General features: G+C 45.9%; 22 protein-coding genes. 12 read left to right on the plus strand and 10 right to left on the minus strand.

Features of this window, described 5'->3' with window-relative positions:
* Positions 1 to 8 precede the first annotated feature (8 nt).
* Positions 9 to 1,646: a thiamine pyrophosphate-binding protein gene (locus AC3AQ9_RS13405; RefSeq protein WP_488308001.1), complete on the plus strand. Its 1,638-nt coding sequence runs from the start codon at positions 9 to 11 to the stop codon at positions 1,644 to 1,646.
* Between the two features lie 35 nt (positions 1,647 to 1,681).
* On the opposite strand, the gene AC3AQ9_RS13410 is transcribed toward AC3AQ9_RS13405, so the two are convergent.
* Together AC3AQ9_RS13410 and AC3AQ9_RS13415 are read right to left on the minus strand one after the other, a co-directional pair.
* Positions 1,682 to 2,338, minus strand: coding sequence for a hypothetical protein (locus AC3AQ9_RS13410; RefSeq protein ID WP_488308002.1), 657 nt, complete (start codon positions 2,336 to 2,338; stop codon positions 1,682 to 1,684).
* 185 nt (positions 2,339 to 2,523) lie between these two features.
* Positions 2,524 to 3,627, minus strand: coding sequence for a DUF4236 domain-containing protein (locus tag AC3AQ9_RS13415; protein ID WP_488308003.1), 1,104 nt, complete (start codon positions 3,625 to 3,627; stop codon positions 2,524 to 2,526).
* 407 nt (positions 3,628 to 4,034) lie between these two features.
* Between AC3AQ9_RS13415 and AC3AQ9_RS13420 the strand changes: the two genes are divergently transcribed.
* Together AC3AQ9_RS13420 and AC3AQ9_RS13425 are read left to right on the plus strand one after the other, a co-directional pair.
* The gene (locus tag AC3AQ9_RS13420; protein WP_488308004.1) at positions 4,035 to 4,481 is read left to right on the plus strand and encodes a DUF4385 domain-containing protein; all 447 of its coding nucleotides are present in this window, start codon (positions 4,035 to 4,037) and stop codon (positions 4,479 to 4,481) included.
* A gap of 97 nt (positions 4,482 to 4,578) precedes the next feature.
* Entirely contained in the window at positions 4,579 to 5,466 is an 888-nt protein-coding gene (locus tag AC3AQ9_RS13425; protein WP_488308005.1) for a TIGR01777 family oxidoreductase, read from the plus strand.
* 187 nt (positions 5,467 to 5,653) lie between these two features.
* On the opposite strand, the gene AC3AQ9_RS13430 is transcribed toward AC3AQ9_RS13425, so the two are convergent.
* Together AC3AQ9_RS13430 and AC3AQ9_RS13435 are read right to left on the minus strand one after the other, a co-directional pair.
* On the minus strand, positions 5,654 to 6,115 hold the full coding sequence (locus tag AC3AQ9_RS13430; RefSeq protein ID WP_488308006.1) for a GNAT family N-acetyltransferase: 462 nt from the start codon (positions 6,113 to 6,115) through the stop codon (positions 5,654 to 5,656).
* 70 nt (positions 6,116 to 6,185) lie between these two features.
* Positions 6,186 to 6,995: a DUF817 domain-containing protein gene (locus tag AC3AQ9_RS13435; protein ID WP_488308007.1), complete on the minus strand. Its 810-nt coding sequence runs from the start codon at positions 6,993 to 6,995 to the stop codon at positions 6,186 to 6,188.
* Positions 6,996 to 7,165: 170 nt separating this feature from the next.
* On the opposite strand from AC3AQ9_RS13435, the gene AC3AQ9_RS13440 reads away from it, so the two are divergent.
* Together AC3AQ9_RS13440 and AC3AQ9_RS13445 are read left to right on the plus strand one after the other, a co-directional pair.
* On the plus strand, positions 7,166 to 7,942 hold the full coding sequence (locus tag AC3AQ9_RS13440; RefSeq protein ID WP_488308008.1) for an alpha/beta fold hydrolase: 777 nt from the start codon (positions 7,166 to 7,168) through the stop codon (positions 7,940 to 7,942).
* A gap of 222 nt (positions 7,943 to 8,164) precedes the next feature.
* Positions 8,165 to 10,531, plus strand: coding sequence for a M14 family zinc carboxypeptidase (locus tag AC3AQ9_RS13445; RefSeq protein WP_488308009.1), 2,367 nt, complete (start codon positions 8,165 to 8,167; stop codon positions 10,529 to 10,531).
* A gap of 67 nt (positions 10,532 to 10,598) precedes the next feature.
* On the opposite strand, the gene AC3AQ9_RS13450 is transcribed toward AC3AQ9_RS13445, so the two are convergent.
* The gene (locus tag AC3AQ9_RS13450) at positions 10,599 to 11,417 is read right to left on the minus strand and encodes an aldo/keto reductase (protein ID WP_488308010.1); all 819 of its coding nucleotides are present in this window, start codon (positions 11,415 to 11,417) and stop codon (positions 10,599 to 10,601) included.
* A gap of 146 nt (positions 11,418 to 11,563) precedes the next feature.
* Here AC3AQ9_RS13450 and AC3AQ9_RS13455 point away from each other — a divergent pair, with 146 nt between their 5' ends.
* Entirely contained in the window at positions 11,564 to 12,301 is a 738-nt protein-coding gene (locus AC3AQ9_RS13455; RefSeq protein WP_488308011.1) for a CPBP family intramembrane glutamic endopeptidase, read from the plus strand.
* A 718-nt stretch (positions 12,302 to 13,019) separates the two neighbouring features.
* On the opposite strand, the gene AC3AQ9_RS13460 is transcribed toward AC3AQ9_RS13455, so the two are convergent.
* Positions 13,020 to 14,951 carry a prolyl oligopeptidase family serine peptidase gene (locus tag AC3AQ9_RS13460; RefSeq protein WP_488308012.1) on the minus strand — a complete coding sequence of 644 codons (1,932 nt, stop codon included), beginning with the start codon at positions 14,949 to 14,951 and terminating at the stop codon, positions 13,020 to 13,022.
* Positions 14,952 to 15,127: 176 nt separating this feature from the next.
* Here AC3AQ9_RS13460 and AC3AQ9_RS13465 point away from each other — a divergent pair, with 176 nt between their 5' ends.
* Positions 15,128 to 16,303, plus strand: coding sequence for a CDP-glycerol glycerophosphotransferase family protein (locus AC3AQ9_RS13465; protein WP_488308013.1), 1,176 nt, complete (start codon positions 15,128 to 15,130; stop codon positions 16,301 to 16,303).
* Positions 16,304 to 16,375: 72 nt separating this feature from the next.
* Here AC3AQ9_RS13465 and ytvA read toward each other — a convergent pair whose 3' ends face one another.
* Together ytvA and AC3AQ9_RS13475 are read right to left on the minus strand one after the other, a co-directional pair.
* On the minus strand, positions 16,376 to 17,167 hold the full coding sequence (ytvA, locus tag AC3AQ9_RS13470) for a YtvA family blue-light photoreceptor (protein ID WP_488308014.1): 792 nt from the start codon (positions 17,165 to 17,167) through the stop codon (positions 16,376 to 16,378).
* A 132-nt stretch (positions 17,168 to 17,299) separates the two neighbouring features.
* Entirely contained in the window at positions 17,300 to 18,058 is a 759-nt protein-coding gene (locus tag AC3AQ9_RS13475; protein ID WP_488308015.1) for an SDR family oxidoreductase, read from the minus strand.
* Between the two features lie 143 nt (positions 18,059 to 18,201).
* Here AC3AQ9_RS13475 and AC3AQ9_RS13480 point away from each other — a divergent pair, with 143 nt between their 5' ends.
* The gene (locus AC3AQ9_RS13480) at positions 18,202 to 18,765 is read left to right on the plus strand and encodes a TetR/AcrR family transcriptional regulator (protein ID WP_488308016.1); all 564 of its coding nucleotides are present in this window, start codon (positions 18,202 to 18,204) and stop codon (positions 18,763 to 18,765) included.
* 136 nt (positions 18,766 to 18,901) lie between these two features.
* On the opposite strand, the gene AC3AQ9_RS13485 is transcribed toward AC3AQ9_RS13480, so the two are convergent.
* A complete protein-coding gene (locus tag AC3AQ9_RS13485) occupies positions 18,902 to 19,126 on the minus strand; it encodes a hypothetical protein (protein ID WP_488308017.1) in 225 nt (74 codons plus the stop codon).
* A gap of 288 nt (positions 19,127 to 19,414) precedes the next feature.
* Between AC3AQ9_RS13485 and AC3AQ9_RS13490 the strand changes: the two genes are divergently transcribed.
* From AC3AQ9_RS13490 to AC3AQ9_RS13500, 3 genes are all read left to right on the plus strand, one after another.
* Positions 19,415 to 20,113, plus strand: coding sequence for a Na-translocating system protein MpsC family protein (locus AC3AQ9_RS13490; RefSeq protein ID WP_488308018.1), 699 nt, complete (start codon positions 19,415 to 19,417; stop codon positions 20,111 to 20,113).
* A 70-nt stretch (positions 20,114 to 20,183) separates the two neighbouring features.
* Complete coding sequence (locus AC3AQ9_RS13495; RefSeq protein WP_488308019.1) at positions 20,184 to 20,882, plus strand: Na-translocating system protein MpsC family protein; 699 nt, start codon at positions 20,184 to 20,186, stop codon at positions 20,880 to 20,882.
* Between the two features lie 157 nt (positions 20,883 to 21,039).
* Positions 21,040 to 22,515: a protein adenylyltransferase SelO gene (locus AC3AQ9_RS13500; RefSeq protein WP_488308020.1), complete on the plus strand. Its 1,476-nt coding sequence runs from the start codon at positions 21,040 to 21,042 to the stop codon at positions 22,513 to 22,515.
* A gap of 559 nt (positions 22,516 to 23,074) precedes the next feature.
* Here AC3AQ9_RS13500 and AC3AQ9_RS13505 read toward each other — a convergent pair.
* Complete coding sequence (locus tag AC3AQ9_RS13505; RefSeq protein WP_488308021.1) at positions 23,075 to 23,656, minus strand: biotin transporter BioY; 582 nt, start codon at positions 23,654 to 23,656, stop codon at positions 23,075 to 23,077.
* A 174-nt stretch (positions 23,657 to 23,830) separates the two neighbouring features.
* On the opposite strand from AC3AQ9_RS13505, the gene AC3AQ9_RS13510 reads away from it, so the two are divergent.
* Positions 23,831 to 25,438: a glycoside hydrolase family 13 protein gene (locus tag AC3AQ9_RS13510; protein WP_488308022.1), complete on the plus strand. Its 1,608-nt coding sequence runs from the start codon at positions 23,831 to 23,833 to the stop codon at positions 25,436 to 25,438.
* Positions 25,439 to 25,502: the final 64 nt, after the last annotated feature.

A 25,502-nucleotide genomic window follows, 5' to 3' on the forward strand; every position in this document is an offset into this window, starting at 1 on the left:
GCTTTTAAATGAAAGCAGTTCGTTCAGTATTAGAGTATTTGCAAGGGATGGGCGTCAAACACGTTTTCGGTATTCCAGCAGGTTCTGTCAATGGATTTTTCAACGAGCTTTACGATATGCCTGAAATTACACCGGTTGTAACGAAGCATGAAGGGGCAGCCGGCTATATGGCTGCATCCTATGCAAAATACAGCAATCAATTGAGTGTGTGCATCGGCAGCAGCGGCCCCGGAGGCACCAATTTGGTAACCGGCGCCGCCAATGCGATGCGCGAGCATCTGCCTGTCTTATTTTTAACAGGAGCGGTTCCGGTCAATACGATGGGGTTGAACGCTTCACAGGAATTGGATGCAGATCCGGTCTTTAAATCCGTTACAAAATACAGTGTGACGGTGACTGACGCCAACGATTTATTGAAAGAAATCGTCAAAGCGACTGAAATTGCGATTTCTGGAGTACCGGGCCCTGTGCATGTCGCGATGCCAATCGATGTCCAGCATAGCCAAGTAGGCGAAGTGGAAATTCCGGCGCCGGCAAAACGGGAAAACATGGTGCCGGATCTGGAGGCAATCAAAAAAGCTGCCAAAGAAATGGTTGAACGCAAGAGCGGCTATATTTTTGCCGGACAGGGAGCGCGAAATTCAGTTGAACAACTGATTGAGCTTGCTGAACTGCTGGAGTGGCCGATCATGGTCTCTCCTCAGGCAAAAGGAATCATCCGCCATGACCATCCGCTGTTTGCGGGAGTTTTCGGTTTTGCGGGCAGCGAAAAAGCATCGGAATTGATGAACGAAGGCGATGGGAAGACATTATTGGTGGTAGGCTCAAGTCTCGGCGAAACAGCGACGAACAACTACAACGCCAATATGGCAAAAGACCGTTTGCTTGTGCAAATGGATTTTGACGCATCTGTCTTTAACCGCAAATACGAAGTGGATGTACCTGTTTTAGGCGATCTTCAATTGAGTTTGGTATTTTTAATCGAAGAACTGAAGGTGCTGGGTTTGTCTGCCAAACCGATGGAGCCGCTTGAGTCCGACGGAGAACCAGCAGAGCTTGAAGAATACAGCACCAAAAACGTCTTGCTGAAGCTGCAGGAATACTTGCCGGCCTCAACTCGCTATACGATTGATATTGGTGAATTCATGGCTTATGTTATCCACCATATGGAAGTTAAAGATGAAGGGACGTTTGATATCAATGTCCATTTTGGGGCGATGGGAAGCGGCTTAAGTGCGGCAATCGGTTCGAAGTTTGCGGAGCCGGAGCGCCCGACTGTAGCGATTACAGGAGACGGCTGTTTCTTTATGCACGGCATGGAAATTCTGACGGCAAAAGAATATAATTTGCCGATTTTATTTGTAGTGATGAACAACGCTCGCCTTGGAATGGTTTATCATGGACATAATCTGCAGTTTAAACGCGTGCATGCAGCATTTGAACAGGAGCCGATTGACATCTCCGCAATGGCCAAAGCGATGAATATCCCGAGTTACAGAATGGATGACATGGAAGATTTGAACCCGGAAATCCTTGAAGAACTCATGAACATGAACGGGCCAGCAGTCCTTGAAGTGGCATTGGTGGATAACAACACACCGCCAATGGGCGACCGCGTGAAGTTCCTGTCATCTTTCGGTAAATAAAAACAAACCCCTTTTCAAAATGAAAAGGGGTTTTTCTATAGGTCAGCATAAGAGTGCTGGATTGCTTTATGGATGGAGCCCATTGTCTGGCGCTTGAACAAATCAGGAACGGCTTGGCCATTTGGATTGCAGTAGTAATAGGCGGCCACTTGTTCGTCAAAAGCAAAGCCGAGTTTGGACAATTCTTGCTGCAGCTCTTCCGGCAAGCCATCCAATCCGGTTTTTTCAGTGAAATAGGCTGTGGGGACGACTTTTACATCGACATCATCTGTTCCCGTATGAACGAGAAACAAATCTTTGTCATTTTGGACAATCCATTGATCTTTTGAATACAGCGAAATCCGCTGCTGATGCAAAGCGGAGATTCCTTCCAGATTCGTTCCGAAAATCTGGTTAAGCATCGCCCGGATTTCAGCTCCCGTTACGGCGCGTCCTTGCTGTTCTATGTAAATGTCTATTGCTGCTGCGGCTGGCGGAAATGTTGGAGAGGAGAGGCGAACTGCCCGCATAGCAAGTTCTTTATCCAGTATAGGAGCTTTGTTCAAGTCGAGTCCGAAAGTTTGTCGAATGGCTTTGCAAATCATTTCGCCATCGATTTCGCCTTCGAATGAAGAAATTCGCTGATCCATCAACTCTACTTTAGACCGTTTTCCCCCATTTGGCGGAAGTGGTTTTAGTACAGGTTTTTCCATGAACAATTTCCCCCTTGGCAGAATAGTAATAGTGCTAAACTCATGCTTCATTAAGTATATCCTAAAATATTATTTAAAAATATCCAATTTAAAAATAAATTAGGCTTTTTTGACATATTGAAAGCCACACTGCTGACGGCAGAAAAAGGTATGGGCTTATGAAGTTTCAGCTTTTTCTTCTTCTTTTAAATGTTTACAGACAGCTTATCGACCGGGACAAATCCTTGAGTTTTCTTGAACTTCATATGGTGTTCAAAGTTAGCCATGGCGTCCGAGCAGTCGATTGCTTCGAAGTTCAAGGTGTTTAAAACGGCTTTATCAAACTTAACGGACAACACGGGCAACCGGCTGGTCCGGCCGGTGGAAGTGTCCAATATATCGTCCATGGCATGGACCGTGACCGTTTCAAACGGCAGAATTGCGAACAAATCACGGGCAATGCGGATTGCACAGCTGCAGACATAATCCTGCTGAATGTCGTAGTACATCGTTTTCGACATTTCCTTGATGGACAATTTCCCGGTTTTCGTCAGTGACTTCACTTGTGCCGGCACGACGTTTTTGGAATGGACAGTAAACTCCACTTCTACCGTCTTCGGATCGTCGATGAAAAATTCAAACCCGCTGCCATATTCCAGCAAATCATCAAGTGGGGCGAGTTCTTCAATGACCTGGAAATAAGCGTCAATATCCTGCTGTAAAATGCGGTTGGCCAAGCGCACTGTCCGAAGCAGCTCTTTTGCTTCCGTCGCGTCTTTTTCACGCGCTTGGAAGACAGCTTGTTTCAACTTTTCTTCTTCTTTTTCCGCAGTTTTGAGGATTTTCTGCATGACTGTAGGCTTGAAATTTTCCAGCTTCTGCTGGGCTTCGATTTCCCATTGGCCATTTTCTCTTATATGATGCGGATGCTTATAGCGGCTGATGGCTGGCCAATCAAAAACATCGTCGCATTCCTTATGGATGGAACGCAGCAGATCTATTTTGTTTTGGTAGACTTCAACTTCAAATCTGGCTTGCTGCAGTTCTTCTTGTTTGGCAATTTCCCTTTGCTGTTTCGCCAATTGCTGGCGCTGCTGCTGTGCGGTGCTTTTATATCTTCGTCCTGAACTGGAAGTGGAAGTATACGAAATGCCTGATCCGGGAATGCTTGCAGTAGTTCTTCGCTGGCCGCGCGAGTTCACTGAATAACGCAATCCACTTACCCCTGCACTGACACCAACGCCTCGACTAGATACGTTCATCCGTATGCCGGGGGCGACTTTAAAACTTTTTCTGAATCCAAGACCCAATGTCATCACTCCTTTTGGTTTAATTATAAATTAAGTTGCCAAATTTAGTAAGAGAAGTAAAGGATTTAGCAATAAAGAATAGCTGGATAGATGGGTTCAGAGAAGGTGTTTAAGGCTGTATCGCTTTATCGGCGTTAGTTGGATTCCAATCGGTGTTTCGCCCGTTCCTATCGGTGTTTCAGAGATTCCTATCGACGTTTCGAACATTTCAATCAGCGTTTTCCAAGTTTCTATCGGTATTCTTCCAAAAGACGCCTTTCTAAATCCAAAGTTCAAAAGATCGAATGGAAAAGCGCTTCGCTAGAGCGAAGCCCTCCTTCAAACAAAGCCGCTGAACATTCCCCAGTCGAACTCCAGGTATTTTCCCCAGTCAAACAGGGTATAAAAACCAAAAGGAGTGCATGCTGATGGCATTTGATTATGATCTTGACTATGGAAATTTAAATCTGAGGGAGCATCCCGAACTATACCGGGTCGGCAAAGGGGAGCAAGGGGTGCTGTTGGTAGAGCCGTATAAAAGTGAAATCCTGCCGCATTGGCGTTTTAAAACACCGGAAATCGCTCAGGAATCATGCGATAAAATTTATGAGATGTTTGAACAATATCGCGAGCAGGATGACTTTGTCGGGATGGATATGGCGCGGAAGTTTATCCAGATGGGCTATACGCGTGCCCGGCGCTATACCAATTACAAAGGCGGCCGTAAATACAACGAAGACGGCACCATCAAAGAACGTCAAATCGATCCGGTCAAAGCTGAATCTGCCGCCATTTTTAAAAAGAAATGGGATGAAATCCGGGAAGATGAAGACTATTTGAAACGCAAAAAAGAACATCAGAAAAAATACGGATAATAGGCGATGCTGGATGGAAAAGCGTAAGATCTATGCATCTTTCAAGCTGTTCTCTTCGTCATGTGTAGTAAGAATGAACCGGAAATGAGGGGATGGTTTGAAAAAGAAAGTTGTAATCGCTGGCGGTACCGGTTTTATTGGCCAATATTTAGAAAAACAATTTAAAGAACAAGGCTATGAAGTTCACATCATCTCCCGGCAATCCAACCAGATTTTATGGAATGACCATAGGGGCATCGTGGCGGCATTGGAAGGGGCTGAAGTCGTCATCAACCTCGCAGGCAAATCGGTCAATTGCCGCTACAACGCCAAAAACAAAAAACAGATTTTCGAATCCCGGACAAAAACGACCCAGCTTCTTGGCAATGCGGTAGCAGCTTGTGAAAATCCGCCGCCGCTTTGGATCAATGCCAGTACGGCAACGATTTACCGCCATGCGGAAGACCGGCCGATGACTGAGGAAAAAGGGGAGATGGGCAGCGGCTTTTCTGTGGAAGTCGGACAGGCATGGGAACAGGCATTTTTTGCTTTCCAGCTGCCCAAAACCCGTCAAGCAGCGCTTCGCATGGCCATCGTCCTCGGTGAAGGCGGCGTCATGGAACCCTATAAAAACATGGTGCGTTTTGGCCTCGGCGGCAAGCAAGGCAAAGGAAATCAAATGTTCAGCTGGATTCATATCGAAGATGTCTACCGCATCATCTTATTTTTGCAGGACCATAAAAACATAAGCGGGATCATTAACGCATCTGCCCCGAATCCGGTCACAAACCGTGAATTGATGGAATCGATGCGCAAAGCGATGAACCGGAAACTTGGACTGCCTGCAGCGAAATGGATGCTTGAGATGGGTGCCGTGGCGCTTGGCACCGAGACCGAATTGATTCTGAAAAGCCGGTGGGTTCTTCCGGAGCGGCTGGAACGCGCGGAGTTCGAGTTTAAATACAAAACGCTCGATCAGGCGCTCGAACAAATTTTGAAGAAGTAAGACAGGGTCGAAATGAATGACAATTGAGCGTTTCAACAAACAAGCCTTCAACCCGTTCGCGCGGATTGAAGGCTTGTTTTCGTTTTAGACGTTCAAATGCTAAAGACAATGCTTTTTCTTTTTATACACCGAAGCAGCTAGCCAATGAACTCAAAATGAGCCAAAACGAAAGAAGTCAATACATTCGTCAAGTCAACTTCATTTTCATCCCTTCATGCGTCGCTTCAAAGCCAAGCTGTTCATAAAAACGCAATGCGTCTTTCCGCTGCTTATCGGAAGTAAGCTGCACCAAATGGCAGCCGCGCTCTTTTGCCCGTTCCACGGCATACAAGATCATCTGGCTGCCAAGCCCTTGTCCTCGAACGGACGCCGCTGTGCGGACGCCTTCGATCGTGGCCCGCCAGCCTCCTCGGCGGACAATATAGGGAGTGAAGGTAATTTGCTGCACACCGACAATTTCACCGCCGAGGCAAGCCACAACCAGTTCATTGTTCGGATCCTCCGCAATGGCATCAAATGCCTGGATATAAAATTCAGGGAGCGGCTGTTCATGGCTTTCACGCTGACTCCCTAGTACATCATCCGCAAGCATTTCTACAATGCGGTCCAAATCCTGCCGCGCCGCTTGCCTAAATTCCACTGTTGCCATAAGCGCACCTCCTTATTTTCCTTCATCGTAACTTAAAAGCATAGATAAGTTAATTCGAATTTAAAGATGTTTATTTATAAGTATTTCTTATGGACAAGGGAAAAGAGGAAGGTTCTTTTTCTTGATATTTTATTGAACTTTTCACCCGTTTTAATTGCGCTACAATGATGACCGAGATGATGACCAATAAAAACCACGAACTGATTTTTCCGAGATGGACAAGCGACCAGGCGGCTTGCTGATCCGGATATTGCCAAGCACCGAGAAAGGTCGTAATGTTTTCCGCTACCCAGATAAAGAATCCAATCAGCAAAAACGAACAGATCATCGGCATCTTGTAAATCCGTTTGTTCACTCGGAACGTCACAAACGTCCGGAAGAAAATCACGAACAGCAGCACTTTTAAAACCCAGCGGAAGTCGTAAGTGAAATGATGCGTAAAAAAGTTAGCGTAAATGAAGAACGAAATTGCGACGGTGAAAACAGGTTTTGGCCATCCATAAATTTTCAGATCCATGCGTCTCCATGCTTGGCAAATATAACTGGCCACACTGGCATACATAAAACCGCTGTAAAGCGGGACCCCGAAAAATTTGGAATGTGCGGCCTCCGGATAAGCCCACGAGCCCATATGCACTTTGTACAGCTCAAGGCCAAGGCCGATTACATGGAAAACGCAAATTACTTTAAATTCATCCAAGGTCTCCAGTTTCGAAGCCAGCATAGCAACCTGGGCGGCCAGGCAGACGAGCAGAATAAAATCATAACGCGGCAAAAATGGGATTTCCATAAATTTTGACAACGCCAGTGCAGCAAAAATAATAGCTGGAAAAATACAGGACAAAGCTTGAAGATAGCCGAAGCGCAAAAAGTTTTTCATGCAAGACCTCCGTTTGAGGACAATGTATTTTAAAACTGGACGAAAAGCTTTCTATAGAAGTTTCTGTGTTTTCGAAAAAATAAGCTAGACGCCGGCAAAGCGGGTATAGAATAAAAAGACACAGCATGAAAAACCTGCAAAATCTTTAATTCATTGAAGGAGGAAGAGAAATGCCGGAATTCACATCAAATGGAGTTCGTTTGTATTATGAAGAAGCAGGGGAAGGGGCGCCGGTGATTTTGCTGCATGGCCTGGGTTCAAGCCACGCTATGTTCAGGCAGGAAATGGACCATTTAAAGAAGGACTACCGGGTCATTGCCATTGACTGCCGGGGACATGGAAAGTCAGACAAACCGGCAAAGTTTACGCTGAACGACCATATTGAAGACGTCATTTCATTGTTGGATCATTTAGGCATTGAAAAAGCCCATATCCTTGGAGTGTCCATGGGAAGTTATATCGCGCAAGGTGTGGTGCTGGCACATCCGGACCGAGTGGAAAAGCTGATACTGGTCGTCTCGAAAGCCCATGGAAAAACGTCTTCCACCCAGGAATTACTGACACGCTATGCCGATGAGCTGGAAGGGATCGAAGAACAAAAACAAATGGAATACTTGTCTAAATACGTCTTCCATAACCTTCCCGCTATCCAGAAATGGCAGGAAGAAATGGCACAGATTGAACCTGAATTGTCCATCACGGAAATGGCTGCAGCCAACAAGGCCCTCGAAGGATTCGATTTCCGGGCCGCGCTTCCGACGGTTACGGCAGAAACGCTGATCATCAGCGGGTCTTATGATGGCTTGAATCCTCCTGTAAGGGGACAGGAATTGGCAACGCTCATTCAGAAATCCACATTTGTCGAATTCGAACAGTCAGGCCATGCTCCGAATGTAGAAGAACCGGAAAAATTCATAACGGCCATTTCCGAATTTTTAGGAAAATAGCCCGTAAGCTTAGAGAAGATTCTCTAAGCTTTTTTTATTTATGTAATAAACCTATCAGAAAACTTAAATGAATGATAAAAAAATAAGGGTATTTGAATGGTTTCTCTCTTAAAATTAACTAAATTATTAGTTAATTTGAATTATGGAGCTTACAGATATCTTCAATTAATATTAATGGTAGTAAATATTTATACAACTAAACAACTAATTGGGGGAAAACGAATGAAAAGAACAGTCAGTGGTTTATTGGCAATCAGCATGCTTGCAACAGCTCCATGGTCTTCGGTCCTTGCGGAGTCACCGAAAACTACATACGTTAATGCATTGGAAGAACAGGACGGCAGCAAGTTCAACTCAGAGAACTATGATTTTCTGAAGTTCTCGAAAATTGGGGCAGAGCTTGAGCGCATCAATAAAACATCGAACCGCATCAAAGTGGAGATCCAAGGCACGTCCGCTGATGGCCATCCGTTGTATGTGGTGACTGTAGCAGATCCGAAAGCCGGCGGCAAATTCGGCCATAACCAGGCGCTCCGGAAGCAAATGTTCAAAAATCCCGGAAAAGCACAGGAATGGATTGCCAAGAACCCGGACTTTAAAGTGCCAATCATGATCAATGGATCCATCCACGGTACGGAATTTGTCGGCAGTGATGCGGTGCTTCAGCTGATTGAGCGCTTTGCTACGCAAAACGATGCCCAAACGAAAAAAATTCTGGAGAATAATATCTTGATTTTTAATGTGGTTGCCAACCCGGATGGCCGTGTCGATGCCACACGTTTCAATGGGGAAGGCGTTGACTTGAACCGTGACTTCATTACCCAGTCACAGCCTGAAACTGAGCATACGGTTGATTTGATTACGGAATGGAATCCGATGGTGTTCCTGGACACCCACGGTTATGTAAAGAATTATGCAGAGAATAAACAGGGTTTGATCGAACCTTGTACGCCGCCGCATAATCCGAACTACGAGTATGACTTGTACAATAAATGGGCCATGAAACAGGCGGAAGCAATGGAAAGTGAGATCATGAAAAACAAAGACGGCTATGAGGGCTCACTTTATAAAAACATGGTCGGGACATACGTGCCGCAGCGTGACGATGCAGCGGGCTGGGATGATTATCCGCCGATTTTCACGCCGATGTATGCGATGTACCACGGCGCATATGGCCATACACTTGAAGCGCCAACCAACGATGAAGACGGCGTGAAATGGATGTACGATGCCGTCATGGGCGCGCTTCAACACGCGACCGATAACAAAGACGCCATGATCACTGACCAAATCGAGATGTTCAAGCGCGGCATCAATTTTGATCACCCGTTCCATGCAGACGGCTTCTTCCCGGAAGCTTACGTGCTGCCGGTCGATGAAAAAGATCCGACTGTAACGGAAAAAGCGGTCAACCACTTAATAGAGAATGATATCGAAGTGGTGAAGGCATCCAAAGCCTTTACAGTTGAAGGGAAATCTTACGCCAAAGGTTCTTATATCGTAGACATGGCGCAAGCCAAAGCGGGCCTTGCCAATACGATGCTATGGGACGGTGAAGACATCACCGACGATACACCGGCGATGTATGACATCTCTGCTTGGAGCCTGCCGGAACTTTGGGGCTTCCAAGCTGATCCGGTCAAGACAAAAGTCACAGTGACAGCAGCCAAAGTCAATGAAGTGAAAGGCCAAGGTTCGGTTACAGGAAAAGGGCCGTTTGTGATTCCGAATTCTTCGGTGAAAGCAGTTGAACTGGTCAACACCCTTCTGCAACAAGGTGTTTCTGTGAAACGCAGTGAACAAGGCGATTTCTATGTGGAAGCGCCGGCTAACGCCATTTCTGCTGCTGTGAAAGCATCCGGAATCCAGGTGAAGAGCGGTGCTGTGCCAGCAGGAGCTGAAGCGATTTCCGCGTTGAAAGTGGCTCTCCTGGAAGACGGCGGCATGGGCAAAGTGCAGTCGCATTCCGGCATGAACTTGGCGTTGGAACGCTTAGGGTTTGATGTAACCGAACTGTCCCCGGTTGAAGTGGCAGAAGCCGGACTAAACGGTTTTGACGCATTCATCTACAACGGTACGGAAAGCTTGATTTCAACAAGTTTAAGTGCAGCGAACAAAGAATTCGGTTTCCAGAACGCAGCGCAATTCGATAAGTTCAAAGCGAACGTCAATGCGTTCGTCGCTGATGGCGGCAAATACATCGCAGCCGGAGCTGGGGCGTCAAACGCTACAAAAACGCTCGGTTTGACGACCGCTACAGTTAATGTTGGCGGCGGCAACAGCAACGGCATTGTCTCTGTTGACTATGACGGCACAGGAATCACAGCAGGCTATGGCCAGGACGATATCGGGTTCGTTTACCGCCCGGCTTGGTACACAGATGTTGATGCTGAAGAAGTCCAGGCGGCATTCGATGACAGCGACTTCTTTATGGCAGGCCACTGGAAGAATAATCAGTTGGCATCAGGCCAGCCGGTCATCGTCCGTGAAAGCGATAAAGACGTAACTTTGATCGGGCTTGAGCCAGGATTCCGTGACCATACGGATTACCTGTTCCGCTTGATTTCAAACGCGCTTTACACGAAATAAAGAAAAGAAGAAAAGGAGCGGCTGATTTTTTCAGCCGCTCCTTTTCTATTATTTGATATAAACTTCTTCACCATGTCCGGACATCTTCCATGGCATCAAGCTTTTTAACATCTTCGGGAGAAATGCTGAAATTCACTTGGCTGTTTTCAATAATTCGGCTTTCGTTGATTGATTTTGGAAGAGGCAATGTGCGGCGCTCCAGGCAGTAACGGATGCAAATTTGAGCGGGCGTTACACCATATTTGGCTGCCATTGCTTTGATCTGAGGGCTATTCAGAATTTGCCCGGTTGCTAAAGGCGAATAAGCTTCGACGACTATATGTTGCTTATTGCAAAACTCAAGCAGGCTTTCTTGGTCACGGCCGATGTAGAAGGGAATTTGATTGGCCATCGGCACAATGTCACAAGTATCCAAAAGAGCCTGAATATCGCGTATTGAAAAGTTGGAAACGCCGATGGCCCGAACTTTTCCTTCGTTATAAAGTTTTTCCATCGCTTTCCACGATTGGATATTGCCTTCGGTGCAGTCTTTGCCAATCTCAGTCCATGGCCACGGTGCATGGATGAGATAGAGATCCAGATAGTCGACGCCAAGGTGGGCCAATGTTTGATCGAATGCCTGAAATGTAACATCGTAGCCTTTGATTTGAGCCGGAAGCTTGCTGGTGATAAAAATATCTTTTCGGGAAATACCAGAGTCCTTAACTGCTTTGCCTACATTTTCTTCATTTCGATAAGCTAACGCTGTATCGATATGCCTGTAGGCATTTTTTAATGCGATGGTTACTGCTTTATACGCTTCTTCATTGGGGATTTGCCATGTGCCAAAACCAAGGTTCGGGATGGTTACGCCATTATGAAAAGTGAAATTGTTCTCTATCGCCATATGCCTCATCCTTTCGTTTTTACTGCTCTAATGAATAGTATCATTATTCAGATAAAATGAGATAATATAAGAAGCGCGAGAAATTCTTCATTTACTGGGATAAGAAAACGGCAGTTGAAATAATTTGTCCGGTCAGGAGGTGGGATATGGATCACTTTTTAGACTATGTTTTTTGGATAACACCAGGCTTTTTTCTGCTGGTTCTGTTGTATCTGCTTGTCCCCAAAAAATCTATCGAAATCAAGATCATGATTCTGATTTTAGGCTTTATCTTAATTAGAGACAATATGTCGACTTTCAAGTTTTGGGAGTTTGGGTTAATACATAATATACCGTGGATGCGATTCACCGAAAATGGAATGCTGTTAATGACGATGGGCTTCATTTCGTTGTCTTTGACGGGTGGCATTGTGTTTCTGCAAAAAGATATGAGGAAGCTGCTTTTCTGGATAAGCGGCCAAAAACTGAAATCCCTTTTAATCGGAACAGCTGGCGCCGCAATTGTGGTGCTTCCGTTTTTGTTGATTTATCAAGGGCTTCCTCTGGAAGAGAGAGGAGGTTCATTTCCGAAAGACATGTTGCCATTCTTATTGTTCTTTGCGTTATCGGGCAACTTGATGGAAGAAGTCCTGTTCCGCGGCTATTTGCAGGGATATTTTGAAACGGTTACGGGTTCCATCCGTGCGGCATGTCTCGCAGCACTCTTTTTTTGCGCAGGCCATATTTTTCTGGCCACAACAGTGACAGACTTAGGGATGCCCATTCTTTTGTTCACTCTTTATGAAGGAATCATTTGCAGCTTCGTTCGGAGGAAGCATGGAATTCTTTCTTCCACGCTGACCCACGGTTTGGCGATTTTCCTGTTATCGGCAGCTCTTTTCTAAAACAGCCAATCAGGACTGTGAAAACCGTTTTTTATGCCAAAGAAGGACCAGTCACCGGTCGAAATAGATTGACACCCGGCTCAATATGCTTTACTGTTAGAAACGCGATGAGCTCGTTTGCGTAAGACGGACCAGCAATCCTTTATTGGAACACGTTGTGGAACGTGGCTTGGACGCCGCAAATTTTCGAGACCACCTTGCCTTTGGGCAAGGTGGTTTTTTATTTATATAGAAGAAAACGGAACAGCCTATTAAATAGGCTGCTCCTTTCAGGCTGTTGAGAAACTCATATCTTTTTCTGTCATTGCGTTTCAGGACGGACGCTTTTCGCGGGCACGGCTTCAGCCGCTTCCCTCGCTGACGCTCAGTCCAGGGTCTTCAGCTCGCGCTTTTCCCGCAGAAGTCGCCGCCTTCCGCTGCATTCAGCTTCCTTTTACTACTTCTAGAGACTCTCTAAAATTGTGATTGTTTTGGAAAGCTTTCTAATGTTTGTGCTTGTTCTCCAGATATGGAGCCAACCAGCGGAGACGCCTGCGGGATAGCGAGACAGCCGAGACCCTGCAGGAGCGGAGCGACGAAGCGGCTTGGCGCTCGCCCGCGGCAAGCGGAGCTGGTTGGCGGAATATCGGTTAAGGGATGGTCACTAATACAAGTTTTATCTTTCTCAACAAGCTGACGGAGCAGCCCATTTAACGGGGTTGCTCCGTTTTTAGTCCGTTCAATCAGACAAGTTTTCAATATGCACCGGTTCCAAGTCATCAGCCGGTTCAAAGCCGAAGACTTTGCTGTAGAAATACAGCTCTGCTTCAATGGAACGTTTAATGTTTTCTGCCCTCCGGAATCCGTGTCCTTCGCCTTCAAATGTCAGATAGGCGACAGGCAAGCCTTTTTCTTTCAAGGAATCTACCATCAACTCGGCCTGGTTCGGTGGCACGACTTTATCTTCGAGCCCCTGCAGGAAAATGACGGGACAAGATAATTGGTTGGTAAAGTTGATGGGAGAACGGTCGTAATAAGTTTGTTGTTCTTCCGGATAGGCACCGAGCAAACCTTCCAAGTATTTGGACTCGAATTTATGGGTTTCTTTCGCGAAAATCTCCAATTCGCTTAGGCCGAAGTAACTCGCTCCCGCTTTATAGATATCCGTAAAGACGAGCGATGCCAAAGTTGTGTAGCCGCCGGCACTGCCGCCGACAATAGCTACCCGATTTCCATCCACCTCACCTTTTTCAATCAGGTATTTGACGGCATTTGCACAATCTTCCACATCAACGACCCCCCAGCTGCCTTTCAGGCGTTCACGGTATTCACGGCCGTAACCGGTGGAGCCGCCGTAATTGACATCGACTACCGCAAAGCCGCGGCTTGTCCAGAATTGGAATTCCAGATTAAGTGCAGAAATAGCTGCGCTGGTAGGTCCGCCATGCACCGTCACGATCAAAGGGGGCTTTTCGCCAGCCGATGCTGCGTAATCCGGGTTTTTTGGCCGGTAATAAATGGCATGGGAGGTCTTGCCGCCTGTTGTTGGATATTCAATGCCTTCCGGAATGGACAGGTAATCTGCATCTACAGATAAATTGGCTGCTGCTTTGATTTCCTCCAGCTGTCCATCTGCATCCAAGCGCACGACACGTGGAAAGTCTGTCGGCGAAGCAGTGATAAAAACGGCTTCACTTCCATTTGAATGGATGGATGAAAAATAGGTAAAGCGGTTTTCAACAGGTGTGAGACCTCCATTTCCAGCATCTATTGTGGCCAGGTGCATGATTCCGTTTTGGGTATACGACGCAAGAATGGTCGATTCATTCAGAAAAGCAAAATCCGCTTCACCGAATACCCAGCTCGGCCCCCCGAATTCCGCATCCATTGGACAAACCGCTTCAACCTCACTGCCGTTCCAGCGCATGATGTTCCACCAGTTTGATTGGTCAGAAAGAAAATAGAGCATTCCATCCGGAGACCAGACCGGTTGAATAATCGATTCGTTCGAACCTTTTGCGACCATGCAGGCGTTGGAAACAGAGCCGTCTTCATTTAAATCGGCCACCCATAATTGAGTATCGTCCCAAGGCATATTCGGATGGTTCCATGTCAAATAGGCCAGGCGCCCAAAGTCCGGGCTGATGCGAGGATTTGAATAAAAATCATTGCCGGAAACCACAATCCGCTCATTGCTGCCATCAAGGTCCATCACTGCAATTGCCGTCTCTGCATAAACGGAGGATTGGGAATGGTCTTCACGGATCCAGTATAGGTGGCCGCGGGAAGTATCGGCCACTCCATCGGCATAGCGATGATTCGGGTCTGAAGTAATCGGCCGGAAATCCTGTTCTCCTTGGCGAAGATAAAGCAGATTGTCATCAAAGTTTGAAAAGTAGATGTTTGTGTGGTGGATTACAAACGGTGCACCGCCGTATTCATGGACACGGGTGCGGACATTGAACGGAGAAGGCGTCAGCTCCGTGGCCGCTCCGCCCGGCGTTTTTTTCATCACCGTGTTGCGGCCCGCTTCTGCCGGCAGCTCTTCCGTCCAGTAGATGTCCTGCCCTTGTAAGGCGACATTTACAATTCCGACTGTATCACGTGCAATCAAATCTGCTGTAATAGGGGATTTCCAACTGCCATAAGGCGATGCAGCGGTTTGGCTCATGGTTAATCGTCCTCCTGACTTCAATTAAAGTTTTCTGGTTTAACTGTCTTCATTCTACCAGCATCAATATCTAAATTGTTAGAAAATTAAATAAAATATACATTTCCTGCATAGACAGAGAAGTGAAAGTGTGAAAAAATAGAGCCACTATCTCACATAAAGAAAAGAGTGAACGTATGAAGCTGAAGGCGGAAGAGAGAGGGGAAAAGATCTTGTCGCCCTTTAAAATCGCTATCGCATTTGCAGCTGCAAAATTGCTGAAAAACAAAAGCGGTAAGCCTATTGTGCTGGTTGGCGGCAATCTGGGAGAGAAGTATGAAGACAATGCATCGGTCCTGCACCAGTATTTGAGCAGGCAATATGCCGATCGCATGAAGATATACTGGCTTTATGACCCAAAGACCAAATATGTCGAAGAACAGGGAATCCGGAATGCCGTAGCCCTCGGCAGCTTCAGGAATTATTTCCTGTTCTTTCAAGCGGATTACTCGTTCCATGGCCATTCGATCCAGTATGACCTGGCGCCTTCAGCCCATAAATTCCTATTCCTGAACACCAAAACCATCATGACGCATGTCAGCCATGGCATTGAAGGCTTTAAGAAAATCCTGGTTCAAAAACAAGATGTACCGCTTTTAAAGAGAACCAACTTTTTCAATTGCGCTTCCCAGTTCGAAATGCGCATCAAGCGGGATGAATGGAAAATCCCTGAAGAAAAACTGATTGTGACAGGTTTTCCCCGCTTTGACCGTTACCCGACCAATCAGCCGGCTCATGATGTAAAGAAAGTGCTGGTGATGATGACGTGGCGGGAATGGCTGATGGAATCGGATAGCGAAGAATTTGAGAACAGCGATTATTTTATGCATACCAGCGAACTGCTGAAGCATGCCGGGATCCAGGAACTTTTGGAAAGCCAGGATATACAAGTGACCGTTGCACTGCACCCATTCATGCAGCGCTTTGAAGATCATTTCAATGAAATCACCAGCGAACGCGTCCGTTTTGTCGGCTTTGATCAGCTGTCCATTTCACTGGCCATTGAAGAAAATGATATGCTGCTGACCGATATTACCAGCGTATCCTGGGATTTTCTCTATTTGAACAAACCGATCATCTTTTATTTATTCGATCAGGAAGATTGGGAAAAGAAACGCGGCATCTACATGGATTTGAATAAGGACATGTATGGCTATAAAGCCAAAACGGTAGAAGAGGTTTACGAGTTTTTAAAAGAAATTACTGTCGAAGGCGTCAACTTCAACAAGTGGTACAGCATGGCACCGCAGTTCATCGATTTTTTTGATCAGAATAATTGCAAGCGGCTGGTGGAAAGAGTGTTCCAGGAATAGAATCAGTAAAAACAAAACAAGCCCCCGTTTGGATATTGCAATACCCAAACTGGGGCTTGTTTAATAGGGTCTTTAATTTTGTACGGTGGCTGAGGATTGAGAAAACTCGATAGCTTTCTGGATGGATGAAAAAGTGAGCAGCCGCCCGCTTGGTCCATGCGAAGTCCCAAGTTCTTGTGCCGCTTTTGGAGAAACGCCTGTAATGTATAAGGCCGTCCCCATCAGTTTTAATACATCCCGTATACTTAATAAGCCGTCTATAGGGAATCCTTCTTCCCAATAAAGCCCCGTGACATCGATAATGACTTTTTCTATGCGCTGCTTTTGGACATACATGCTCAGTTTTGAAATCAGTACATCGAATCGCTGGTGGCTCATATTTCCGATTAACGCGACTGCTGCGATATGGTCTTGAAGAGCTAGAATAGGCAGCATGATTTCTTCGATTTCAAGCTCTTTTTCGCTGAGGGCTTGACGCTGGGAATATTCGATTGAGACATCGGTTTGTGTGCCGATAAAATAAAGAGCGTCATTTACATGAACCGGTTCAATGTTCAGCCGGTTCCAAAAAAGGCTTCCGTCTTTGCGGTAATTCTGTAAAGTAACCGTCACGCTTTCTCTTGCTTCAATGGCATCTCTAAGTTTTTTTCGGATTTCGGAAGGGGCTGCTTCCCGCTGCAAAAAGCGGCAATTCCGGCCTAGGACTTCCGACTGCTGGTAGCCGGTCATTTTTTCAAACGTGCGGTTCGTATAAATGATGGGATTGTCTTTTTGGGCCGGATCGGTGACAATCGTCGCTACTTTGCTGCCATCCAACATGGCTTCAAGAAGCGTGATTTGTTCTTCATGACGCAAATTTTTCATAAGAATTACCTCCAAAAGGTGGTGCTGTACTGGAATGCTCATCTATCGTAGCATAACGAAACTGCCAGGAAAAACCAAAACCTGCCGGAACGATAGAAAACATCGTCCCGACAGGTTTTTTGTGAAAAATTATTAATAAGCAGTCCAGCCGCCGTCAATTGTGATCACTTGGCCATTCACAAAGCTTGCTTCGTCTGAGCCGAGGAATACCGCTAACTGAGCGATTTCTTCAGGCTGTCCGACACGCGGATTCAAGGCCATCCCAAGCTGTTGCCGGCCGATGCCTGCCTCACTGATATTGGTCATCGTGCTGCCGATATTGGTCATTACAGCTCCAGGGGCAATACCGTTTGTGCGGATGTTTTTATCGGCGTACATGAATGCCGTGTTTTTAGTCAATCCGACCACAGCGTGTTTAGACGCTGTATAAGCAGCACCTGCACGTGCACCGTACAAGCCGCCGGCTGAGATGTTATTGACGATGACCCCGTGCCCTTGTTCCAGGAAAAGTGGAATCGCAAGGCGCATGGAATGCATGACAGCTGTCGTGTTGACTGCAAAAATCCGGTCCCATCGTTCGTTTGAAATTTCCCCAACCGGTTCCATACCATCCATGATTCCGGCATTATTCACCAGAATATCCAGTTTGCCAAAAGACTGTTTCGTTTCTTCAAACAGACGCGTTAAATCCTCTTCAGAAGTGACATTTGTCTGAACCGCAATTGCTTCTGACCCGGATTCTTTAAGGGATTTGGCTACTGCTTCGGCGCCTTCCAAATTTAAATCGGACACCACAACTTTGGCGCCTTCTTTGGCATAGGCTTCCGCAATCGCTTTGCCCATTCCTGAAGCGGCACCTGTTATAATCGCAACTTTTCCTTCTAATCTCATCCAAAAACCTCCCGTAATCTTATTGAACACTTGTCTAATAAAAAGTATAGTTAAGCTATGCAATAGTTTCAATAATCAAATAAAAAGATAATGTTCATTAAACGACGAAATATTGAAATCTGTTCAATAAAAGGAGGGGGAAGATGAGAAGCGATTTGCGGGTAGTCAAAACCAAACAGGCATTAGAAGAAGCTTTACTGGTTTTATTGCAGGACAAGGCATTAAAATCAATTTCCATCACTGAAATCTGCCGGGTGGCGAAAATCAACCGAGGCACCTTTTATCTGCATTATGGCCAGATAGAAGATTTGTTTGAAGATTACTACAAGGAAATTATGAAAGATTTAACGGATTCTTATCAGGAACCATACCGCCACACGAAAATTTTAAATCCAAGAGAATTGAATCCATCAACGATCCGCATTTTTCACCATATTGAAAAGTACAAGCGGTTTTACCGGATCGTGTTTTCAAAAACGGTGCCGATGTCTTATTACTATCTCTTATTTGATCAAGTCCGGGATTTATTGAGAAAGGATATGGATCTCGCTTTGAAGCCAGGAATAGACCCCGCAATGCTAAGTGCCTATCAGGCAAATGCCATTCTTGGCATGGCCATTGAATGGAGCAGAACTGACTTCGGACAAAAAGCGGAAGAGTTGAATCAGCAGCTGGTCGATATCCTGAATATCAATGTTTCCAAATAACTGCAACAAGAAAAGGAGTCTGCTTGAAACTAAGCAGGCTCCTTTTTAAGTACTTTAAAAGGTTTTTGTTCTACATCCGGTGGGCATAGAAAAGAATAAGGGTTTGACTGAAATTAACAGAAGGGCCTTTTCTGTTTTAATGCGCCGGATTGATGAAGATTTCTTCGTGATGGGCCAACTGCTGCACAGAAGTGCAATGCGGGCAAATGGTGTAACCTTTTTGTGTTTGAAGCGATTCAATGTAGTCGATGCAGTCTTTAAATTCCCGTTTTTCAATCGGTGTCGTTGTAAACCCGCACCGGTCACCGGCAAAGACTCTTTGATGAATGGTTTTTGTCGCATGATCGATTAAATATTTCACTTCCTGCACTCCTTTCTAAAAGAAAAGGCAAGGTTTTCCACGCACATCTTATTGTTAGCTTACTTAATCAGCAGAAGAAAGAGTAGTGCCTAACAGTCTATTTTTATTAGAAAAATCAGATTTCTTTCTAAGCAAAAAGATGAAAATAAAATCATTTTTAGGTATTATTACCTATTAATGAATTTCATTTACTGCGTTCTGCTTCTGCAAAGAAGCAATTTCTTAAATTAATGATCGAATATCTCCCAAGCGGTCCAAGTGATTGCGTAAAGTATAGGAGGCTTTTCAATGACAAAAGAAAATACAGTTCCAGCGGAAGTCAGTCATTATATTATAGATTTTCTAAAAGAACACTTGGGTGAAGCGCCGAAATCAGTCGATGTGGTGATTAAACGGCCTTACATCGTTATTCATCTTCACGGGTTTATGCTGCCGAATGAAAGGTTTCTATTAAAGCGAAGCGAATGGAAACGGGTAGCTGAAACCCGGGATTTACTGATGATCGATTTAAAAGAAAAGCTGATTCGCAAACTGGCAGAAATGACTGGAATGAATGTGACTTCGTTTTATGCCGACTGGAATTTCCAGAAAGAAACAGGAATGTTAATGGCCGTTGGCGATGAAGAGTATGCCAATGATGCAGCGGAAAGCCCGAAACAAGTAGATAAAATGGCCTTGCAGGAGAAAATCAATTTGATCAGCAAGAAATCACAAAAAGAACCAGAGAAAATGGAGATTGTTTGGCTGAGTGATCAAATGTTATTGATTGAACGCCAAGGAATCATGGTGGACATTGAAAAGGAATTGATCAAAAACGGGGCAATGGAGGAATTGAGATTGGCAAAGCGTCCACTTGAACGCCGAATGACAGATTCTGTTGATCTTGAAACCATTTTCAAGCGCCCCATAGAGGATTTGTTTCTCGATTGGAATTTTGAAGAAGACAAAGGATTAATGGTATTCATTCTTGAAGCCGAAGCAGAGTAAGGCACGTCAATAACGTGTATAATGAAACCAACTTGTCAGAGCGCGTTACCCAAGTTAAGGAGGCTTTTGAATGGCAAAGGAAAAAACGCTTCAATCTGAAATCAGCAGTTACTTATCCAATTTGTTGCGTGAGCATTTTGGCAAAGGTCCGACTTCAGTGTTTGTCACGATAGCAAATCCTTTTATCGTAGTCCATTTCCGCGGTTTTTTGTCGCCGATGGAAAAAGTGCTGATGAAGCAAACGGAAGAACAGCGCATATTGGAAACAAGGGATTTGATGATGAATGATTTGAAACCGGAAATCATCCTTTCCCTTAGCAAATACTTAGAAGTCGATGTCAAAGAGCTTTATGCAGACTGGAACCTTGAAAAAGAATCCGGCTTGATCATTGGTGTACTGGACGAGGATTCGAACCGGGAAACAATTGAGTGGCCGAAAGAAGCAGATGAAAAAACATTCCATGAAAAAATAAATGAAGCGAGTAAACGGGCACAAAAAGTACCCGGCAGCACGGAAGTATTTTGGCTCAGCGACCGCACCATTCTTGTGCGTCGGTCAAAGATTTTGGTGCAGATCGAAAAAGAGCTGATCAACAATGGTTTCGAAGAACAATTGAAATTGGCTAAACGGCCGCTTGAGCATAGAATCTTAGAAGAAGCCAGACTGGAATCGGTCTTGAAACGCCAAATCAGTGAAACATTCCTCGATTGGAACTTTGAAACGGATTTAGGGTATATCGTGTTCTTATTGGAACCGAAGAATTCGTAAGGGAAGCATCTATTGCTTAATGAAGCTTTTTTGATGGTAGATAACGATGGATTTTCAGAGAGGATTCGACAGCCAGGAGTTGAATCATCAGCCGCTGAAACGGGTATAGTAAAAGGACAGTCTTGGTTTTATTTAATATAGAAAGAAGGGAGATATTATGACACAGCGACAAGAAAGAACGGAAACCGGGTGGAACTTGGAAAACAGTTATGCCCGCCTTCCGAAAGCATTTTTCACCAATGTTAAACCGCACCCTGTACAGTCTCCGAAGCTGGCCGCTTTTAATGAGCCGTTGGCAGCAGCCCTCGGATTGAATATAGACGAATTGAAAAGCGGAAAAGGCGTAGAGGTCCTTGCCGGAAACGAAATTCCAGAAGGCGCTGTGCCGCTTGCGCAAGCTTATGCCGGCCATCAGTTTGGCTATTTGACAATGCTTGGCGACGGCCGTGCAATATTACTGGGTGAACAGATCACCCCGACAGGCGAGCGCTTTGACATCCAGCTGAAAGGATCCGGCCGCACTCCTTACTCACGAGGAGGCGATGGGCGTGCAGCACTTGGGCCGATGCTTCGTGAATACATCATCAGTGAAGCGATGCATGCACTGGGTATTCCAACAACACGCAGCTTAGCCGTGGTAGCGACAGGCGAGGAAGTCAGACGCGAAACAAGCCTTCCGGGCGCCGTGTTGACTCGAGTAGCGGCAAGCCATCTGCGTTTCGGGACATTTCAGTATGCGGCAGGAGTCGGTGATATTGACAATATTCGTGCCTTGTCCGATTACGCAATCGAACGCCATTACTCGAATATGGATCTTGGGGAAAACCGTTATCTTGGACTCTTTAGGGAAGTGGCGATGCGCCACGCGTCACTCGTTGCAAAATGGCAGCTTGTCGGTTTTATCCACGGCGTCATGAATACCGACAATATGACGATCAGCGGCGAAACAATTGATTACGGCCCTTGCGCTTTTATGGATACGTATGATCCGGCAACGGTCTTCAGTTCGATTGACCATCACGGACGCTATGCCTATGGCAACCAGCCGCAGATTGCCGGCTGGAACTTGGCGCGTTTTGCAGAAGCGTTAATTCCCTTATTGCATGAAGAACAGGAAGAAGCGGTGAAGCTGGCACAGCAAGTGCTGTCCGATTACATCAAGGAGTATTATGCCCATTGGCTAACCGGCATGCGGGCGAAACTGGGATTGTTCAATGAAGAATCGGCGGATGAAGTGCTGGTAGCGGACCTGTTGAATCTTATGAAGGAATACGATGCGGATTATACCAATACGTTCCGTGCGTTGACGTTTGATAGTTTTGGAGATACGGTGTTGTTCGACAAGCCGGAGTTTATTGAATGGGACAAACAATGGCAGGCAAGGCTTGCACGCCAGGAACAGTCGAAAGAACAATCGCATGAGTTGATGCGAAACAGCAACCCGGCAGTGATTCCGCGGAACCACCGGGTGGAGGAGGCATTGGAAGCCGCAGTGCAAAAAGGCGACTACAGCGTCATGGAACGGCTGCTGAAAGTTTTGGCTGACCCGTATGCGCATTCCGAAGAACAAAAAGAATACAGCACATTGCCTCCTGAATCACCGGATTCCTACCAGACATTCTGCGGGACATGATATAAGAAAACGGCTAATCCTTATTGGATTAGCCGTTTTCCAGTTTAATGAGAAAGTTAGAATTTGTTCCTTAACCGATATTCCGCCAACCTGCTACGCTTGCCGCGGGCAAGACATTAGCCGACGCCTGCGAGGCTAAGTCTTTGCGACGAAGCAGCGAAGTGATGCAGGAGCAGTACGGTTTTCTCCGCTGGTTGGCTTCATATCTGGAGAGCGGGAAGCAACAGAAGAGAACTTGCTCAAACAGTCACACTTTTAGAGCGTCTCCAAAGGTGACAAAAGCGAGCTGAATGTAGCGGAAGGCGGCGACTCCAGAGGGAGTAATGCGAGTCCTGAGACCCCGCAGGGAATGAATTGGGCAAAAGCAGTTTGCCCGATTCATTTGCGACGAAGCTAGCGAAGCGATGCAGGAGCACACGGTTTTAGCCAGCGAGCGAGGAGGCTCAGGCCGCAACCTCTCGGAAAGCGTCCGCCTGGAGCGAAATGAAAAAAGCCGCCGAAAGTTTCTCGACGGTCTGGGTTGGCTAATCCTTAATGAGACTAGCCGTCTTTACTTTCATTATCTAAACTTCTGAATAATCGGGCGCAGGCGGAAACCGAATAGTCCGGCAAGCACTGAAAGAATCAAGTCTTTTGGAAGCGGCACGGCCATCCATGCCCAAGCCATTTGGTAGGTAAAGCCTTCCGGTGCCGCGAACCATAGCTTATATGCTGCATACATCCAGTTCGTGCCGAATACATAGTTGACGACAAGGCCGGCAAGTGCAGCGACGACAAAACCGATGCGAGTCGGGAATTTGCTGGCAATCCAGCCACTCACTAACGCAATCAGGACGAACGACAAGATAAAGCCGAATGTCGGGCTGATCAGCGTATCCATGCCGCCTGAAAATCCGGCGAACACGGGAACGCCAGCTAAGCCGATAAATGCATAGACAACCATGGCAAAAGCGCCCATCCGGCTGCCAAGCAGAAGGCCGGCAAGAATAGCGAAGAAGGTCTGTAGTGTAATCGGTACACCGCCGATGAACAGAAACGCGGATATATTTGCGCCGATAGCCATGAGCGCCGCAAACATGGCGATATGTATTAAATGCAAAGTCTTGGAATGATTAGCCGTTCTTGTTGTGGTCGTTGTCATAGTTTCCCTCCATATTTTCAAGCTAAATTCAGTATAAATATTCCTTGCATTTGAGTCAACTTATTTTTGAGATAGGTTAACACAAAGAATTCTGTAATATAAGTCCTATCTTTTGTAATAATCCAAAATCGATGTAAACTGTAAATAAAATCAAGGTTTTTAGGAGCGATGGACATGTCGGAATGGTGGAGAAAAGCAGCTGTCTATCAGGTTTATCCACGCAGTTTCATGGACTCAAATGGTGATGGCATAGGAGATTTGCCGGGGATTCTCCAAAAGCTGGATCATATTGCTGAACTTGGAATCGATGTGATTTGGCTGTCTCCGGTTTACGATTCTCCGAACGATGACAATGGCTATGACATCCGCAACTATAAGAAAATCTTGGATGAGTTTGGAACAATGGACGATTTTGACCGCTTATTGAATGAAGTGCACAGGCGAGGGATGAGACTGATTATGGATTTGGTGGTTAACCATACATCGGATGAGCATGAATGGTTTTTAGATCGCCCCCATTATTATATTTGGCGGGACCAGCCAAACAATTGGCGTTCGTTCTTTAGTGGTTCGGCTTGGCAGTACGACCCGCTTCATGGACAGTACTACCTTCATTTATTTTCAAAGAAGCAGCCGGACTTGAACTGGGACAAACGGGAAGTGCGGGAAGCGGTTTACGAGATGATGCATTGGTGGCTCGAAAAAGGCATTGATGGCTTCCGGATGGATACCATCAATATGATTTCAAAAGATCCGGCATTCCGGGATGATCCGGTTGGCGATGGAGTGCGCCTTTTTATCAACGGCCCAAATGTTCACCAATATGTGCGGGAAATGAACGACAAAGTTCTATCGAATTATGATATTATGACAGTCGGCGAAACGCCGGAAGCCTCGACTGATGAAGCAAAGATATATACATCTCCGAAAAACAAGGAAGTCAATATGATCTTCACTTTTGAACATATGAGGCTCGATCAGTCGCCAGGCGACAAATGGACGGCCAAAAAGCTCGATTTGATTGAGTTGAAAGAGGTTTTAGAAAAATGGCAGCACGCACTCCATCTTGAAGGATGGAATAGTTTGTATTGGAATAACCATGATCAGCCCCGCGCTGTTTCACGCTTCGCCGATGATCAAGAGTACCGCGTGGAATCGGCTAAAATGCTGGCGACTTGCCTGCATTTTATGCAAGGGACGCCATTTGTCTATCAAGGAGAAGAACTGGGCATGACCAATGTCCGATTTAATACGATTGACGATTACCAGGATATTGAAACACGCAATATGTATCAGGAAAAGCGGGAACAAGGCTTATCCCCGGAAGAGCTGTTGCCAAAAATCCATATCAAAAGCCGGGATAATGCCCGGACACCGATGCAATGGACAGATGCACCGAACGGGGGATTCACAACCGGCACACCGTGGATGAAAACAAATCCGAATTACCTTGAAGTCAATGCGAAAAATATCAGTGACCCTAATTCCATCTATGCGTATTACCGATCATTGATCGGTTTCCGCAAAACATTGGATGTCGTAACGGATGGGAATTTTACGCTGCTTCACCGGGGAGACAAAGAAGTATTTGCATATAGCCGGACGACCAAAGCGGAAAAACTGGTCGTTTTCTGTAATTTTTCAGACAAGACCCGGACGTTCCCGCAACCGGATGGAGAACGGCTGATCGGAAATTATCCCTCCGCTGACAAAGAAAGAGACTTTACGCTGAAACCTTATGAAACTGTTGTTTTTTTATCACAAAAAAATGGTTTAACGTGAATAACTCAGTCATCAGCGGGTATGTACTAAAAACTATTGATTTCGCTGCAGCTGCCGCCAAAAT

Source organism: Planococcus sp. VCh962 (genome assembly GCF_057748275.1).

Excerpts from the sequence above, each read along its gene's own strand:
- AC3AQ9_RS13405 (WP_488308001.1), top strand. The coding sequence starts at position 9 with ATGAAAGCAGTTCGTTCAGTATTAGAGTATTTGCAAGGGATGGGCGTC.
- AC3AQ9_RS13410 (WP_488308002.1), bottom strand. The coding sequence starts at position 2,338 with ATGGAAAAACCTGTACTAAAACCACTTCCGCCAAATGGGGGAAAACGG.
- AC3AQ9_RS13420 (WP_488308004.1), top strand. The coding sequence starts at position 4,035 with ATGGCATTTGATTATGATCTTGACTATGGAAATTTAAATCTGAGGGAG.
- AC3AQ9_RS13430 (WP_488308006.1), bottom strand. The coding sequence starts at position 6,115 with ATGGCAACAGTGGAATTTAGGCAAGCGGCGCGGCAGGATTTGGACCGC.
- AC3AQ9_RS13435 (WP_488308007.1), bottom strand. The coding sequence starts at position 6,995 with ATGAAAAACTTTTTGCGCTTCGGCTATCTTCAAGCTTTGTCCTGTATT.
- AC3AQ9_RS13440 (WP_488308008.1), top strand. The coding sequence starts at position 7,166 with ATGCCGGAATTCACATCAAATGGAGTTCGTTTGTATTATGAAGAAGCA.
- AC3AQ9_RS13445 (WP_488308009.1), top strand. The coding sequence starts at position 8,165 with ATGAAAAGAACAGTCAGTGGTTTATTGGCAATCAGCATGCTTGCAACA.
- AC3AQ9_RS13450 (WP_488308010.1), bottom strand. The coding sequence starts at position 11,417 with ATGGCGATAGAGAACAATTTCACTTTTCATAATGGCGTAACCATCCCG.
- AC3AQ9_RS13455 (WP_488308011.1), top strand. The coding sequence starts at position 11,564 with ATGGATCACTTTTTAGACTATGTTTTTTGGATAACACCAGGCTTTTTT.
- AC3AQ9_RS13460 (WP_488308012.1), bottom strand. The coding sequence starts at position 14,951 with ATGAGCCAAACCGCTGCATCGCCTTATGGCAGTTGGAAATCCCCTATT.
- AC3AQ9_RS13465 (WP_488308013.1), top strand. The coding sequence starts at position 15,128 with ATGAAGCTGAAGGCGGAAGAGAGAGGGGAAAAGATCTTGTCGCCCTTT.
- ytvA (WP_488308014.1), bottom strand. The coding sequence starts at position 17,167 with ATGAAAAATTTGCGTCATGAAGAACAAATCACGCTTCTTGAAGCCATG.
- AC3AQ9_RS13475 (WP_488308015.1), bottom strand. The coding sequence starts at position 18,058 with ATGAGATTAGAAGGAAAAGTTGCGATTATAACAGGTGCCGCTTCAGGA.
- AC3AQ9_RS13480 (WP_488308016.1), top strand. The coding sequence starts at position 18,202 with ATGAGAAGCGATTTGCGGGTAGTCAAAACCAAACAGGCATTAGAAGAA.
- AC3AQ9_RS13490 (WP_488308018.1), top strand. The coding sequence starts at position 19,415 with ATGACAAAAGAAAATACAGTTCCAGCGGAAGTCAGTCATTATATTATA.
- AC3AQ9_RS13495 (WP_488308019.1), top strand. The coding sequence starts at position 20,184 with ATGGCAAAGGAAAAAACGCTTCAATCTGAAATCAGCAGTTACTTATCC.
- AC3AQ9_RS13500 (WP_488308020.1), top strand. The coding sequence starts at position 21,040 with ATGACACAGCGACAAGAAAGAACGGAAACCGGGTGGAACTTGGAAAAC.
- AC3AQ9_RS13505 (WP_488308021.1), bottom strand. The coding sequence starts at position 23,656 with ATGACAACGACCACAACAAGAACGGCTAATCATTCCAAGACTTTGCAT.
- AC3AQ9_RS13510 (WP_488308022.1), top strand. The coding sequence starts at position 23,831 with ATGTCGGAATGGTGGAGAAAAGCAGCTGTCTATCAGGTTTATCCACGC.